We start from the raw sequence: 13,849 nt of genomic DNA on the forward strand, positions 1-13,849 counted from the left end.
GGCCTCGTCCCGGACCCGGGTGCACTGGCCTTGTTGTTGCGCCAGGTTGCAGCGGTCAGGGCGAGGGGACGTTGACGGGCTGCGCCCGCATCGCGCGTACCGCCTCGCCCGCGAAGAGGCAGGCCGCCTGGTGGCCGGAGCCGATCTCGACCAGCACCGGGTCGGTCTGGGCGCAGTCGGGCCGGGCCTGCGGGCACCGCGTCCGGAACCGGCAGCCGGTGGGCGGGTCGATCGGGCTCGGGACATCACCGGCCAGGATGATCCGCTGGCGACTACGCTGCACCGGCGGGTCGGCCACCGGCACCGCCGACAGGAGAGCGGCGGTGTAGGGGTGGGCGGGCTCCCGCCAGATCTGCGCCGGGGTGCCGCTCTCCACGATCCGGCCGAGGTACATCACGGCCACCCGATCACTCATGTGCTCGACGGCGGCGAGATCGTGCGCGATAAAGAGATAGGTTAGCCCGAGCTCTCGCTGCAGCCCGCGGAGCAGGTTCATGATCTGCGCCTGCACGCTCAGGTCCAGGGAGGCGATCGGTTCGTCGAGGACGATCAGGTCCGGCTCACCGGCGAGTGCCCGGGCGATGCCCACCCGCTGCCGCTGGCCGCCGGAGAGTTCGTGCGGGTGCCGTTCGGCGAGATCGCGACGCAGGCCGACCAGGTCGAGCAGTTCGGCTACCCGGTCCCGCCGGGCCGCGCCGCTGGCGGCGAGCCGGTGTACGGCCAGCGGCTCGGCGATACTCGCCCCGACGGTGTGCCGCGGGTCGAGGGATGCCTGCGGATCCTGGAACACCATGGCGACGCGGCGGCGCAGCCGACGCAACCGCCGCCGCGACCAGCGGGTCACGTCCTGCCCCGCCACCTGGACCGTACCGGCGGTCGGCTCGACCAGGCGCAGCAGCGCCAGCCCGGTGGTCGACTTGCCGCTGCCGGACTCGCCGACCAGACCGAGGGTTTCGCCGCGGCGTACCGTCAGCGACACCCCGTCCACGGCGCGGACCACCCCGGCCGGGGTCGGAAACCGCACCGCCAGGTCGGTCAGCTCCGCGACCGCGTCGGTGGCCACGCTCTCCCCGGTCATCGGTCCTCCCCAGTCGGCTGGCGCGGATAGAAGGTCCGGACCTGGTGCCCCGCCGCGACCGGCACCAGAGGTGGCAACTCCCGCTCGCAGCGACTGTCCCCCCGGACCGAGCAGCGGGGCCAGAACGCGCACCCCTCGGGAAGCTCCAGCGGGCTGGGGGGCGTCCCCGGGATGGTGACCAGTTCGGTGACGTTCACGTCCGGGTCCGGCCGCGCCGCGAGCAGCGCGGCGGTGTACGGGTGCGCCGGTTCGGCGAAGACCGCGTCCACCGCCCCCTGTTCCACGATGCGACCGCCGTACATGACGGCCACCGTGTCGGCGAGCCCGGCGACGACGCCGAGGTCGTGGCTGATCCAGACGACCGCGGTGCCGAGGCGCCGCTGCAGGTCGGCGACCAACTCGACGATCTGGGCCTGCGTGGTCACGTCGAGCGCGGTGGTGGGCTCGTCGGCGATCAGCAGATCCGGCTCGCAGACCAGGGCCATGGCGATCACCGCGCGCTGACGCATCCCACCGGAGAGCTGGTGCGGGTAGGCGTCCACCCGGTCGGCGGCGGAGGGGATGCCGACGATTTCGAGCATCTCGATGGCGCGGGCCCGGGCGGCTCGGCGGGTCAGTCCGAGGTGGACCTCGCTGGCCTCGCCGATCTGGCGGCCGACGGTCAGCACCGGGTTCAGCGAGGTCATCGGGTCCTGGAAGACGAACCCGACGTGCCGCCCCCGCATTCGCCGGCGACGTGCCGCCGACAGCGCGGCGAGGTCCGTACCGAGTAGCCGGACATCTCCGGTGACCCGGGCCGCGCGGGGGGCGAGCCCGGTGGCGGCGAGCACGCTCATGCTCTTGCCGCTGCCCGACTCGCCGACCAGGGCGAGGGTCTCCCCCGGCCGGACCGACCAGTCGACGCCGGCGACCGCGCGGGCCGCTCCCCGGCGGGTACCGATCGTCACGGTCAGGTCCGCGACGGACAGCACGGTTTCGTCGGTCATCCGGCGTTCCTCCTCGCCTCGCTGACGGTGAGCTGGCGGGGGTCGAGCACGTCGCGGAGCGCGTCTCCGACCAGGTTGAACGCCAGGACGGTGAGGAATATCGCGGCACCGGGGAAGAAGCCCAGCCACCACGCGTCGGTGACGAATCCGCGCCCGTCGTAGAGCATCCGGCCCCAGGCCGGCTCGGGCGGCTGCACCCCCAGGCCGAGGAAGGAGAGCGCCGCCTCGGACAGGATCGCGAAGGCCAGTGAGAGCGACGTCTGGACGATCAGCGGCGCCGCGATGTTGGGCAGCACGTGCCGACGCATGATCCGCAGATCCGATGCCCCGGTGGCGACGGCCGCCCGGACGAAGACCTGCTCCCGGACGGAGAGCACCCCCGCGCGGGTGACCCGGGCGAAGATCGGGGTGTAGACCACGCCGATCGCGACCATCGCGGTACTCAGGCCCGGCCCCAGGACCGCGACGATGGCCACCGCGAGCAGCAGGACCGGGAACGCGAACAACACGTCCATGCACCGCATGAGTACGTTGTCCAGCCACCCCTGGTAGTAGCCGGCAAACAGCCCCAGCGTGACACCCGCCAGCAGGGCGATCCCCACGCTGACCGCGCCGACCTGCAGCGAGACGCGGGCGGCGACCAGGACCCGGCTGAGTACGTCCCGACCGAGTTCGTCGGTGCCGAAGGGATGCGCCCAGCTGGGTGGCTGGAGCATCCGGTCGACATCCACCTCGTTGATGCCGGCGGGGGCCAGCCACGACCCGGCCAGGCCCGCCACGACCAGCAGCACGAGCACCACACCGCCGGTCACGGCCAACGGGTCGCGGCCCAGCGCCACCAGCGCCCGGCGCGACGTCGAGTCACCGTTTCCGCTCATCGCACCCGAATCCTCGGATCAAGGCGGGCATAGAGGAGATCCACCAGGAGGTTGACCACCAGGAACAGCGCCGCCACGAGCAGGATCGCCCCCTGGAGCACGGGATAGTCCCGGGCCTGCACCGCGTCATAGGTGAGTCGACCCACCCCGGGCCATGCGAAGAGCACCTCGATCACGATCACGCCGCCGAGCAGGCTGGCCAGCTGCACCGCCACGACGGTGACCACCGGGATCAGCGCGTTCCGCAGGACGTGCCGCACCACCACCACGCGGGTGGGCAGCCCCTTCGCCTCGGCGGTGCGGACGTAGTCCTCGGCGAGCACCTCCAGCACGGAGGATCGGATGAATCTGGTCAGGATCGACGCGGTGACCAGGCCGACCGTGACCGCCGGGAGAAAGACGTGCGACGCCCAGCCGACAGGATCCTCGGTGAGGGCCACGTAACCCGAGGGCGGAAACCAACCCAGCACCCCCGCGAAGAGCAGGATGCCCATGATGCCCATCCAGAAGTCCGGTACCGAGACCCCGAACTGGCTGAACACCCGCGCGGCGTGGTCGAACACCGAGCCGCTGCGCAGGGCCGAGAGCACCCCCAGCGGGAAGGCGACCAGGAGCGCGAAGACGATCGCGGTGATCGCCAGGGAGAGCGTCGCGGGCAGCCGCTCCAGCACGATCGCGGTCACCGGCCGGCCGCTGCGGAAGCTGACCCCGAGATCACCGGTCAACGCCTGCCCGACGTAGCTGGCGTACTGCACCGGCAGCGGCTGGTCCAGCCCGGCCCGGGAGCGCAACGCCTCGTACGTCTCGGGGTCGAAGCGGGTACCGAGCGCCACCCGCACCGGATCGCCGGGGACGAGTTGCAGCAGCAGGAACACCACCAGCGTCACACCGAGGAGGACGATGCCGGACTGGAGCAGCCGACGCAGGATGAAGCGGGTCACCTGGAGTGACCCGCCAACTCACTGAGCATCACCAGCAAGGTCCCGCCACCTCACCGGGCAAGGTCGACGTCGCGGAACCGGATCGCCCGGTCGGCGCGGACCTCGTAGCCGCTGATCTGCGGCGACCAGCCCTGCACCACATCCGGGTTGTAGAGGTAGAGGTAGCTGACATCGTCGACGATCTGCTTGGCCGCCTGCTCGTACTGCTGCTTCCGCGCGGCCTGGTCGGTCTCGGTCCGGGCCTGGTCGAGCAGGTTGTCCACGGTCGGGTTGCGGTATCCGTGGAAGTTGAAGGTGCCGGCGCTGTGGTGCTGGGCGTAGTAGAACTCGTCGGGGTCGATGTTGCCCAGCCAACCGAGCATGAACGAGTCGAAGTTCCCCTTGCCCTGCTCGTCGAGCCACTGGGCGAAGTCCAGCGTACGGATCTTGACAGTGATGCCGATCTTCTCGAGCTGCGCCGCGATGACCTGCGCCGCGGTCACCGTCTCCGGGTACTCGTTGGTGACCATCAGATCCATGGTCAGGTCGGTCCCGCCCGCCTCGGCCAGCAGCTGCTTCGCCTGCGCCAGGTCCTGCTGGTACGGCGCGTAGTCGTAGTAGTAGGCGCTGTCGGTCGGAATCGCGGTCTGGTTGACCGTCGCCAGCCCGAACTTGGCGGCCTTGGTGATGGCCTCCCGGTCGAGCGCGTAGGCGACCGCCCGGCGCACGTTGACGTCGTCGTAGGGCTTGCGGGCCTGGTTGAGAGCCAGGTACCAGTAGTCGCTCGATGCCGCGGAGCGCACGACGAGGTCGTCGTCCTCACGAAGCGCCGACACCTGCTGCGGCGGCAGGTTGTCGGTCCACTGCACCTCGTCGCTGCGCAGGTTCTGCAGGGCCACCGTCGGGTCCTGCACGAAGGTGAAGGTCACCCCGTCCAGCTTGGGCTTGGTGCCCCAGTAGTTGTCGTTGCGCACCAGCTTGATGCTGTCCCCGGCGCTGTAGGAGGAGACGGCGAACGGGCCGCTGCCGATCGGCTCCGTCTTCACCGCCCCGGATTCCACGTTGGACTCCTTGACGATCGCCATTCCCTTGAAGCCACCGAGGCTGGCGAGCAGGTTCGGGGTGGGCGCGGTCAGCTGCACGACGACGGTGCCCGGATCCGGGGCCGTCACCGACTCGACGGTGGCGAGCCGGTACGCGGCGTTCAGCTCCTCGTCGATGATCCGGTTGTACGAGTAGACCACGTCCTCGGCGGTGAGCGGGGATCCGTCACTGAAAGTCACCTCCTCACGGAGGGTGAACGTCCAGGTGAGTTGGTCATCGCTGGTGGTCCACTCGGTCGCCAGGGACGGCTTCATCGCCAGGTTCGCGTCCGGCTCGACGAGCGTGTCGTAGACATTCTCGAGCACCTGGAAGCTGGGGTATGCCGAGGTGTGGTGTGGGTCCAGCTGATCCGGCTCCCCGCTGATCGCGGCGGTGAGGATCCCACCGGCGCCGGTCTGCCCCCCGTCGACGTCGACGCCCTCCCCGGCGCTGCAACCCGCCAGCAGACCGAACGTCAGGGCGAGCGCGACACCGGCCCCCCGGAATCTCTTGCTGGACATGGTCCCCCCTGTGGACTCTTCCCGGCAAAGTGAACGATCATGTGAGTCTCACCCTCGAGCCGGACCATGTCAAAAAATTGGGCTGATGCCTACCCGGCACCGGGTCAGTCCTTGGTCGCCACGCCCGGCATCGGGGTCAGCAGGGAGTCCTCCGGGCCCCGACTGCCCGCCGGGTACTCCCGCAATGGCACCGCCCCCGCCCGCCAGCAGTCGAGCACCGGCTCGATGATCTGCCAGCAGTCCTCGGCGGTGTCGCCCCGGACCGACAGCGTCGGGTCGCCGTCGAAGGCGCCGCGGAGCACCTCCCCGTACGGCGGCAGACCCCCCGGGCCGAAGTCGGCCACCAGGTGTGCCTGGCCCAGTTCCAACGGGTTCCCGGGGCCGTTGATGTTGACGTCGAGGCCGAGCCGGTCCGGGCCGAAGCCGATCCGCAGCCGGTCGGGCTGGTCGTACCCGATCAGCCCGGACGGCACCCGGGGCGGTTGCTTGAACGTGACCACGGCCTCCTTGCGGCGGGCCGCGAGCCCCTTGCCGGTACGCAGCCGGAACGGCACGCCGGCCCAGCGCCAGGTGTCGACACAGAGCACCACCTCGGCGAACGTCTCGGTGCCCCGGCCGGGGTCGACACCGGGCTCCTCGGTGTACGCGGGCAGCCGTTTCCCGTTGGCCTCCCCCGCCGCATACCGGCCCCGCCGGCTCCACCTCGCCGGGTCGTCCGCCCACACCCGGGTGGCCCGCAGCACCTGCGCCTTCCGGCCCCGCAGGTCCCGGGCGTCGAGGGTGGGCGGGGCGTCCATCGCGATCAGTGCGAGGACCTGGAGCAGGTGACTCTGCACCATGTCGATGAGCGCGCCGGCGCCGTCGTAGTAGCCGGCCCGGCCGGCCAGTCCCAGCGTCTCGTCGAAAACAATGTCCACGCAGGCCACGTGCGCGGAGCTCAGCATCGGCTCGAAGATCCGGTTGGCGAAGCGCAGCCCGAGGATGTTCATCACCGTGGACTTGCCGAGGAAGTGGTCGATGCGGTAAACCTGCTCCTCCGGCACCAGCCGGGCCAGCACCTCATTGAGGGAGCGGGCCGAGACAGCGTCGGTGCCGAAGGGCTTCTCCAACATCAGCCGGGTGCCCGGTGGCAGACCGATCCGGGTTAGCTCGGCGGCGGCCTGGGCGGTGATCGCCGGCGGCAGCGCGAAGAAGATCACGAGTTGGTCGTGACAGTTCGACAACAGCCGGCGTAGATCCTTCTCCTTCGTCACGTCGGCGGGCAGATAGCAGGTGGTGCGGACAAGCTCCTTGACCCGGGGGCCGGTCGCCCCCGCCGCGGCGAAGGCGTCCGCCACCCGGCGACGCCAACGCTCGTCATCCCAGTCGTCCGCGCCGCTGCCGAGCAGGGTGAGGTTCGACCGGGCACCGGGACCGGTGGCCACCAGCCGCCCCAGGCCCGGCAGCAGCAGCCGGTCAGCCAGGTCACCGCTCGCCCCCAGCAGGAGCAACGTCTGGGGGCGGTGCTTCGCCCGATCGGCGCGGTGACCAGCGGTGGTGGACTGCGAGGTCGTCATACCCCCACCATGCCCTGCCGGGCCGGCCGGTACGGGCTGGTTCGGCGCGGACCGCCCGCCAGTCGCATCACGGCTTGTTCCGGCCTCCGGCTCGACCGGGTCAACCGGGGTGGTTTGCGCGTGCGCCGCCCCCGCGGCCGAACACGCTGGTTCGGTCCCCGGGGGCGGCGCGCCCGTAGTCGGTGGTCGGTGGTCAGCGCTCGGTGCGGTCGGGGATCTCGGTGCCCGACTCCCCCGGGCGAGCGCCGATCGACTCCTCAGCGGCCCGCCCACCGGTGCTCTCATCACCCAGGGTGAGATCACTGCGAGGCAGGCCGGCGAGCCCGGCCGGGTCCCGGGTGGGCTGCTCGGCCGCCTCACTGTCCGGTTCGGCCAAGCCTGCCCGGCTTAGCATCTCGACCAACTCGTCGTGCGGCATACGTTCGGTGTCCGCTATCCCGGCGCCACGCGCGATGGACCGCAGGGTAGCCAGATCCTGATCCGCGAAGGTTTCGGCCATACCGCTGGCTTCCCCGACGGGCCGACCAGAAACCTTCCCGCCCCGGCCCGCCCCCGCTGTCCGCATCCGCCACGTCGGCGGACCCACCCGGTCGTTCCGCCGGGCCGGGTCCCTCAGCTCCCCGGTTCCGCGTCCGGCCGTTCCGGCCCACCCTCGCGCCGGTAGCCTGGTTCCCGGCCGTCCGCGGGGCGAAGCCGCGCACTGGTGAACGCCGTCGTGACCGCCGCGGAGAGCGCCTCGATGTTGTACGGGCCGTGGTGTCGGCGACCGTTGACGAAGAAGGTCGGCGTACCGGAGACGCTGCTCAGATCGGCCGAGTCGACATCCTCGGCGATCCGGGCAGTACCACGACGTTCGGCGAGGTGTTCCCGGAACCGGTCCAGATCAAGGTCGAGTCGTTCGGCGTACCGGAGCAGATCGGCGGGGCGCAGCTCACCCTGATTCGCCAGCAGCAGGTCGTGCATCTCCCAGAAGGCCCCCTGCTCTCCCGCCGCCTCGGCGGCCTCAGCGGCCACCTGGGCGTTGGGGTGCACGTCGGTGAGGGGTAGGTGCCGCCAGACGTACCGGATACTGGAGAAGTCGGCCAGCAGTTCCCGGACTGCCGGTTCGGCCTGCCCGCAGTAGGGGCACTCGAAGTCGGCGTACTCCACGACTGTCACCGGTGCCTCGCGTGGACCACGGACATGGTCCCGATCCGGATCGACCGGGACCATCAGGTCGATGATCCCCTCCGCGGCGCCCAGCAGCGCCCGGGCCCGCCGCGCCGGGCCGAGCCGGGCGGCGAGGCGGAACACCAGCCAGGTGGTGAGGGAGGCGCCGACCGTCGCTACGAGGATGCCCACCTTCGCCTCGTCGAGGGCGGGCCCGTGGAGGGCGTGGGTGGCGATCAGCAACGCGATGGTGAACCCGATGCCGGAGACGGTGCCGACTCCGATGATCGCGGCCCAGCCGACCGGTGCCCGGAACCGGTTCTGGCTGAGCCGGGCCACCAGCATCGAGGCGATCACGATTCCGGCCGGCTTGCCGACCACGTAGGCGAAGAGGACGCCGAGGGTGACCGGGGAGGTCGCCGCGCGAGCCAGAAGTTCACCGTCAACCACCACGCCGACGTTCGCCAGCGCGAACAGTGGCACGATCAGATAGCTGGCCCACGGGTGGTAGATGTGTTGCAACCGGTCGTTCGGGGACAGCGCCGCCGCGAGCCCGGCCCGGACCGAACTCGCCAGTTGCGGGCTGGGTTGCTCCCGGAACAGCCGGAACCGGTCGGCCGCCTGCCGTAACTCGGTGCGGGCCGGAACATAGGCGTAGGTGAGTAGCCCCATCACCAGACCGACCACCACGGGGTCAACCCCCGACTCCGACACCGCCAGCCACGCCGCCACCCCCAGCAGCAGGTACCCCGGCCCCCACCGGCCGCCGGCCGCACGGATGAGCAGGACCAGCGCGAAGATGCCCACCGCGACGAACAACGCCGTCGGCGACGGATGCTCCGGGTAGGCGATCGCCAGTACCGCGATCACGATCAGGTCGTCCACGACGGCGACGGTCAGCAGGAAGTTCCGCAACCGGTCGGAGAAGCGGGGGCCGAGGACGGCGAGCATGCCCAACGCGAGCGCGGTGTCCGTCGCCATCACCACGCCCCAGCCCATGGCCGTCGGCTTCCCGGCGTTGAATGCCAGGTAGATCGCGATTGGCGCCAGGATGCCGCCGATCCCCGCCAGCAGCGGCAGCATCAACCGGCGCCGTTCCCGCAGTTCACCCAGATCGAAGTCGCGCCGCACCTCCAGGCCGATTACCAGGAAGAAGAACGTCATGAGTCCGCTGTTGACCCAGAACCGCAGATCGTGTGAGACCTGCCAGTTGCCGAGTTGGACGGAGAAGGTGCTGCCCCACAGCGACTCGTACGACGACTCGTCGAGGTTCACCCACACGAGCGCGACCACGGCGGCGGCCAGCAGCACCCGCGCGCTGCCGGTCTCGGTGTGCAGGAAGGCCCGCAGTGGTGAACTGCGCCGGTTGGCCCCGGTGCTCCGGGCGGACCACCGCCGCCCACGAGGAATTTCGCCCGTCACGTGGGGATCCTCCCCCACCGGACCGCAGGCTGGCCCCGATATCGGCAGCCGCCGCGCCCGCGGGGACATCCGGGGGGGGCGCCGACGCGGCCGGGGTCGCTGCCGAGCTCAGGTCGCGACGTGCCCGCGGCTCACCTGGTTGCCGCCGGCCCGCTTTGCGGCGTACATCGCGCGGTCGGCATCAGCCAGCGACATCCCGAGCGAGTGGGCGGCGCCGCTGGCGACCCCGACGCTGACCCCCGTCCGCCACGGCGTCAGTCCACGCACGGCGGCAACGGCCCGACGGGCAACCTGTTCCGCGGCGGCGCAGTCAGCACCGGGAAGGATGGCGACGAACTCGTCGCCGCCCAGCCGGGCCACGAAGTCGCCCCTGCGGACACTGGTGGTCAGCGCCTGCGCCACCGCACGCAGCACGTCGTCCCCAGCGGCGTGCCCCTGCGAGTCGTTGATCCGCTTGAAACAGTCGACGTCCAGGGCGAGCACCGCGACCCGGTCGTCGTCGGTGCCCGGGTCCGCCAGCTTCCGCAGGAAGTTGTCGAGGCCCCGCCGGTTCGCCACCCCGGTCAGCGGGTCGGTCCGTGCCGCCCGCTCGGCCTGTTCGTGCTGCCACCGCAGGACGTCGTACGACTGCATCGACACCGCCGCGTGCAGCCAGCGGTGCCGTTGGCGCCACAACAGCTCGGCGAGCGTGTCGCCGTAGGTGAGTCCGGGCCCGACGTCGCGCGATCCGTTCTTGGCCAGCAGTATCGCGTGCGTGCGGTGCAGCGCCGCCGAGGCCAGCCAGGTGGCGTCGGACGACAGGTCGACGACGGCCTCCTCGATGACACGCAGGGCTTCGTCCAGCCGACCGGAGCGGTGCAGCGCGACCGCGTGGAAGGGCCGGCACAGCAGCACCTCCGCCTGCTGCGCGGGCACGCCGAACGCCTGGAGTTGGGCAATGCACCGAGGGATGTCATCGGCCGCGCCGGTCGGATCCCGGCCTTCGGCACGCGCGGACGCCGCGAAGAGCAACCCCAGGTGCCGCCACACCTCCGCCTTCGGCCCCGAGGCCTCCGCCGCCGCCCGTACCGCGTGCTCCTCGGCCACCGTGAGATGCTGCTCCGCCTCCGCCACCTGGCCGACCTGGTACAGCTCCAGGGCCCACATCAGGTTGCTTTCGGCCAGGTTGCACAGCCACATCGCCCGGTTGCCGTTGTCCGGGTACGACGCCTGAAAGGTGGATTCGTACGCTGCCTGGAACTGGGGCTCGGCCAGCTCGTACAGGCGCAGCTGCGCGTACCCGATTGCGATCCCGGTGTGGGCGTTTCCCGCGATCACGGGGTCGGGTTCGCCGGCGAGCAGCGCGGTCTCCGCGGTGACCAGATCCCGGAGCACCGCGACGATGTCGTGCTCGCGGATGTCCAGGTCGCCGAGACGCAGCCGCCGGATGGCGCGCAGCGACAGCGCGCACGAACGCCATCCCACGCTGTGCTCCCGGTCCGCGGCGGCCAGCATCAGGTCGGCTGCGGTGACGGCGCCCCGCAGGTCACCCAACCGGGTCAACGCCACAACGCGCGCGAAGTGCATCGCGGCGGGGCCGTCGCAGACGTCCCCGGTCGGTGCCCGCAGCGCGGACTCGGCGGCCACCAGCACCTGGGCCGCGCCGCCGGCCTGTGCCTCCTCGAGGAGGCACAGGGCCCGGAGGGTGACGTCGTCCATCCGGTCTCCTCAGAACAGTCCGATGCTAGCGGCACCGACCACGTTTTGGCACCGCGACCATGATCCCGTCAGACCGCCAAACCCGGGCGGCACCACCTCAGGTCATCCGTTGGGTACGCGTGGTCGGTAGCACCCGACAGGCAGCCGCCTGAGACGCGGATCAGTCCGGCGCACCCCCGGCCGCCCGCCGCCGCAACGCATCGAGGTCGAACACCACGACCGAAAGGCGACTGGTGCGCACCCAGCCCGAGTCACGCAACACACGCAGGGACTTGGTGACGGCCTCCCGTGACGCACCGATCCAGCCGGCCAACTCGTCCTGGGACAGCCGGACGGCGACGTGGATGCCGTTGTCCACCGGGGTGCCGAACCGTTCGGCCAGTTCCACCAGGCGAGCCGCCACACGGCCGGTACTGTCCTGGACCCCAAACTCGATTCGTTTGCGGTCGGCGTCCCGCAACCGTTCCGCGAGCAGCCGCATGAGTTGGAAGGCGACGCGGCCCTGTTGTTGTAGGTACTCCTGGAATCCGGCCGGTGGCATAACGAGTGCGGTGACCGGGTCCAGCGCCTGCACGGTTGCGGAGCGCGGCAAACGGTCTACCGCGGACAGCTCACCGAGGAGTGCTCCGGGCCCGCGTACCGCGAGCAGGATCTCGGTGCCGGAGGCGCTGTGGCAGGAGGCTTTGACCCGGCCGGCGACGAGGGCGGCGACCCATCCTGACTGGTCGCCTTCGTGGAAGAGGACGTCGTCGCGTTGCCAGTGGCGGGTGGTGGCGCGTTGGCGGAAGGCGTCGCGTTCGCCGGTGGTCAGGGTGCTCCAGAATTCGTTCACTGCTGCACCTGTACTGCGTAGGCTCGGACCAGACCGGTTCGTCCTTTGACGGTGAGGTCCCCGAGTGGCTCGACCGGGACCTGTGTGTGGGTGGATCGCCACGTGGATTCGCCGATGACGATCTGGCCGGGGTCGGCCATCGTTTGCAGTCGGGCGGCCACGTTGACCGCGTCGCCCATCGCGTTGAAGCCGCGTAGCTGGTCACTGCCGATATTACCGACCAGCGCCGGGCCGGTGTTCACGCCGATACGGAACCGCGGCCAGTCGGGGTGGCCGGCGGCGATCTCGTCCACGGCGTGGCGCATCTGGCTCGCCGCGCGTACCGCTCGTAGCGCGTGGTCGGGCTGCCGGGCTGGGGCGTTGAACAGGGCCAGTAGGGCGTCACCGACGAACTGCACCACGGTGCCGCCGTTGTCGAGGATGCAGGGAACCGCTACCCCGTGGTAGCGGTTGAGCATGGCCACGATCTCCGCGGGTTCGGCCGCCTCAGAAAACGTGGTGAACCCACGCAGGTCGGCGAAGAGGGCCGTCACCTCGACAACCGAGCCGCCCAACGCCGCCTGGTCCGGGTCGGCGATCAGCGCGGCCGCGACATCCGGCGACAGGTAGTGCCGAAACAGGGTACCCAGCCGGCGGCTGACCTCCCGCTCCGCCGACAACGCCTGTGCGGCGCGTTCCAGCACCGCGGTCTGCCGCTCGGTCAGCCCGAACCGTTCCCCCAACCCGGCCGCGACCGGGCCGATGTCACCGGTACCGTCACGTTCCCGCTCCGCGAGCGCGGATACCAGTTCCTCCAACGCCGCACCGTACTCGGCCCGAACCGCCCGGATGGTCTGGTCCAGCGCCAACCCGTCGAACAGCCCGGCCGACGAACCCTCACGACGGTACTGGACAAACGCGCTGTAGCCGACAAACCCGAACGCCAGCGCCAGCAGCACATGCCACTGCCACCACGACAACGCCCACTTGTCGGCCAGCACCACCGTCACCATCGCCTCAGCGAGCAACACGAACGCCGTGATCACACTGATCAACATCGCCGACGGCTGACGCCGATACAGCAGGAAGTACCGCACCGCGGCGACCAACAGCAACGCCACCGACACCGGCGCCAACCAGACCAGCCACGCGTCCTCCACCGCGGGGTCCGGCCGATCCGACAACGGCGGCATATCCAGCAACGACACCACGCCCCACAGGGCGAGGATCACCGCCAGCTCACCCCAGAAGATATGCCGCGCGCGTAGGATCGCCGCGCCCCGCCGGCCATCCAACGGCAGCGACGAGGCCACCGCGAACACGGCGGCGAAAGCCAGCCCCACCGGCTGCGCCAACTCGAACCCGAGATTCGGATGCTCCACCAGCACCTGCGGCGTGGCCAACCCGTGCAACACAAAAAACCCGGCACTGGCCACAAACGCCAACGACACGAGGAACAGTCGCGCATCACGCCGCCGATGCGCCGCCGCACTGACCATGACGCCGATCACCAGGTTCACCAGCGCCACCGCAACGATCAAATAGAAGTGACCCAACGGATCATGCCAGTGCACATCAGCCTGCGGGCGCGCCACCAGCAGCCACAACCCCAGAAGCGGCAGCGCCATGTGAACGGCCCAGACCAGAGCCCGCACCGGCACCGCAACCTGGCGGCCTCGACGACGAGCCGGCCGCGGACGACGCCACCGCCGAGCCAACGAAACAGGAGACCCGGTCAGCTGTCGCC

The 13,849-nt window shown here is 70.6% G+C and carries 11 protein-coding genes; all 11 read right to left on the bottom strand.

Features of this window, described 5'->3' with window-relative positions:
- Window positions 1–55: 55 nt before the first annotated feature.
- Window positions 56–1,078 (bottom strand): ABC transporter ATP-binding protein, encoded by a 1,023-nt coding sequence (locus H0524_RS17515; RefSeq protein WP_180199607.1) that lies wholly within the window; start codon window positions 1,076–1,078, stop codon window positions 56–58.
- Window positions 1,075–2,064 (bottom strand): ABC transporter ATP-binding protein, encoded by a 990-nt coding sequence (locus H0524_RS17520; RefSeq protein ID WP_180199608.1) that lies wholly within the window; start codon window positions 2,062–2,064, stop codon window positions 1,075–1,077. Before H0524_RS17520 ends, H0524_RS17515 begins: the two co-directional genes overlap by 4 nt.
- A complete protein-coding gene (locus tag H0524_RS17525; RefSeq protein ID WP_018725488.1) occupies window positions 2,061–2,942 on the bottom strand; it encodes an ABC transporter permease in 882 nt (293 codons plus the stop codon). Before H0524_RS17525 ends, H0524_RS17520 begins: the two co-directional genes overlap by 4 nt.
- A complete protein-coding gene (locus H0524_RS17530; protein ID WP_180199609.1) occupies window positions 2,939–3,883 on the bottom strand; it encodes an ABC transporter permease in 945 nt (314 codons plus the stop codon). The genes H0524_RS17525 and H0524_RS17530 overlap by 4 nt, the downstream gene beginning before the upstream one ends.
- Window positions 3,884–3,933: 50 nt before the next feature.
- The gene (locus H0524_RS17535; RefSeq protein WP_180199610.1) at window positions 3,934–5,466 is read right to left on the bottom strand and encodes an ABC transporter substrate-binding protein; all 1,533 of its coding nucleotides are present in this window, start codon (window positions 5,464–5,466) and stop codon (window positions 3,934–3,936) included.
- 104 nt (window positions 5,467–5,570) lie between these two features.
- On the bottom strand, window positions 5,571–7,022 hold the full coding sequence (locus H0524_RS17540; RefSeq protein ID WP_180199611.1) for a glucose-6-phosphate dehydrogenase: 1,452 nt from the start codon (window positions 7,020–7,022) through the stop codon (window positions 5,571–5,573).
- Window positions 7,023–7,215: 193 nt separating this feature from the next.
- Complete coding sequence (locus H0524_RS17545; RefSeq protein WP_018725485.1) at window positions 7,216–7,521, bottom strand: hypothetical protein; 306 nt, start codon at window positions 7,519–7,521, stop codon at window positions 7,216–7,218.
- A 113-nt stretch (window positions 7,522–7,634) separates the two neighbouring features.
- A complete protein-coding gene (gene nhaA, locus H0524_RS17550) occupies window positions 7,635–9,593 on the bottom strand; it encodes a Na+/H+ antiporter NhaA (RefSeq protein WP_180199612.1) in 1,959 nt (652 codons plus the stop codon).
- Window positions 9,594–9,701: 108 nt separating this feature from the next.
- Window positions 9,702–11,291: a diguanylate cyclase gene (locus H0524_RS17555; protein WP_180199613.1), complete on the bottom strand. Its 1,590-nt coding sequence runs from the start codon at window positions 11,289–11,291 to the stop codon at window positions 9,702–9,704.
- 160 nt (window positions 11,292–11,451) lie between these two features.
- The gene (locus H0524_RS17560; RefSeq protein WP_180199614.1) at window positions 11,452–12,123 is read right to left on the bottom strand and encodes a Crp/Fnr family transcriptional regulator; all 672 of its coding nucleotides are present in this window, start codon (window positions 12,121–12,123) and stop codon (window positions 11,452–11,454) included.
- On the bottom strand, window positions 12,120–13,730 hold the full coding sequence (locus tag H0524_RS17565; protein ID WP_180199615.1) for an adenylate/guanylate cyclase domain-containing protein: 1,611 nt from the start codon (window positions 13,728–13,730) through the stop codon (window positions 12,120–12,122). The genes H0524_RS17560 and H0524_RS17565 overlap by 4 nt, the downstream gene beginning before the upstream one ends.
- Window positions 13,731–13,849: the final 119 nt, after the last annotated feature.

This window comes from Salinispora sp. H7-4 (genome assembly GCF_013416675.1).
Lineage (GTDB): Bacteria > Actinomycetota > Actinomycetes > Mycobacteriales > Micromonosporaceae > Micromonospora > Micromonospora vitiensis.

Excerpts from the sequence above, each read along its gene's own strand:
- H0524_RS17515 (WP_180199607.1), bottom strand. The coding sequence starts at position 1,078 with ATGACCGGGGAGAGCGTGGCCACCGACGCGGTCGCGGAGCTGACCGAC.
- H0524_RS17520 (WP_180199608.1), bottom strand. The coding sequence starts at position 2,064 with ATGACCGACGAAACCGTGCTGTCCGTCGCGGACCTGACCGTGACGATC.
- H0524_RS17525 (WP_018725488.1), bottom strand. The coding sequence starts at position 2,942 with ATGAGCGGAAACGGTGACTCGACGTCGCGCCGGGCGCTGGTGGCGCTG.
- H0524_RS17535 (WP_180199610.1), bottom strand. The coding sequence starts at position 5,466 with ATGTCCAGCAAGAGATTCCGGGGGGCCGGTGTCGCGCTCGCCCTGACG.
- H0524_RS17540 (WP_180199611.1), bottom strand. The coding sequence starts at position 7,022 with ATGACGACCTCGCAGTCCACCACCGCTGGTCACCGCGCCGATCGGGCG.
- H0524_RS17545 (WP_018725485.1), bottom strand. The coding sequence starts at position 7,521 with ATGGCCGAAACCTTCGCGGATCAGGATCTGGCTACCCTGCGGTCCATC.
- H0524_RS17555 (WP_180199613.1), bottom strand. The coding sequence starts at position 11,291 with ATGGACGACGTCACCCTCCGGGCCCTGTGCCTCCTCGAGGAGGCACAG.
- H0524_RS17565 (WP_180199615.1), bottom strand. The coding sequence starts at position 13,730 with ATGGCGCTGCCGCTTCTGGGGTTGTGGCTGCTGGTGGCGCGCCCGCAG.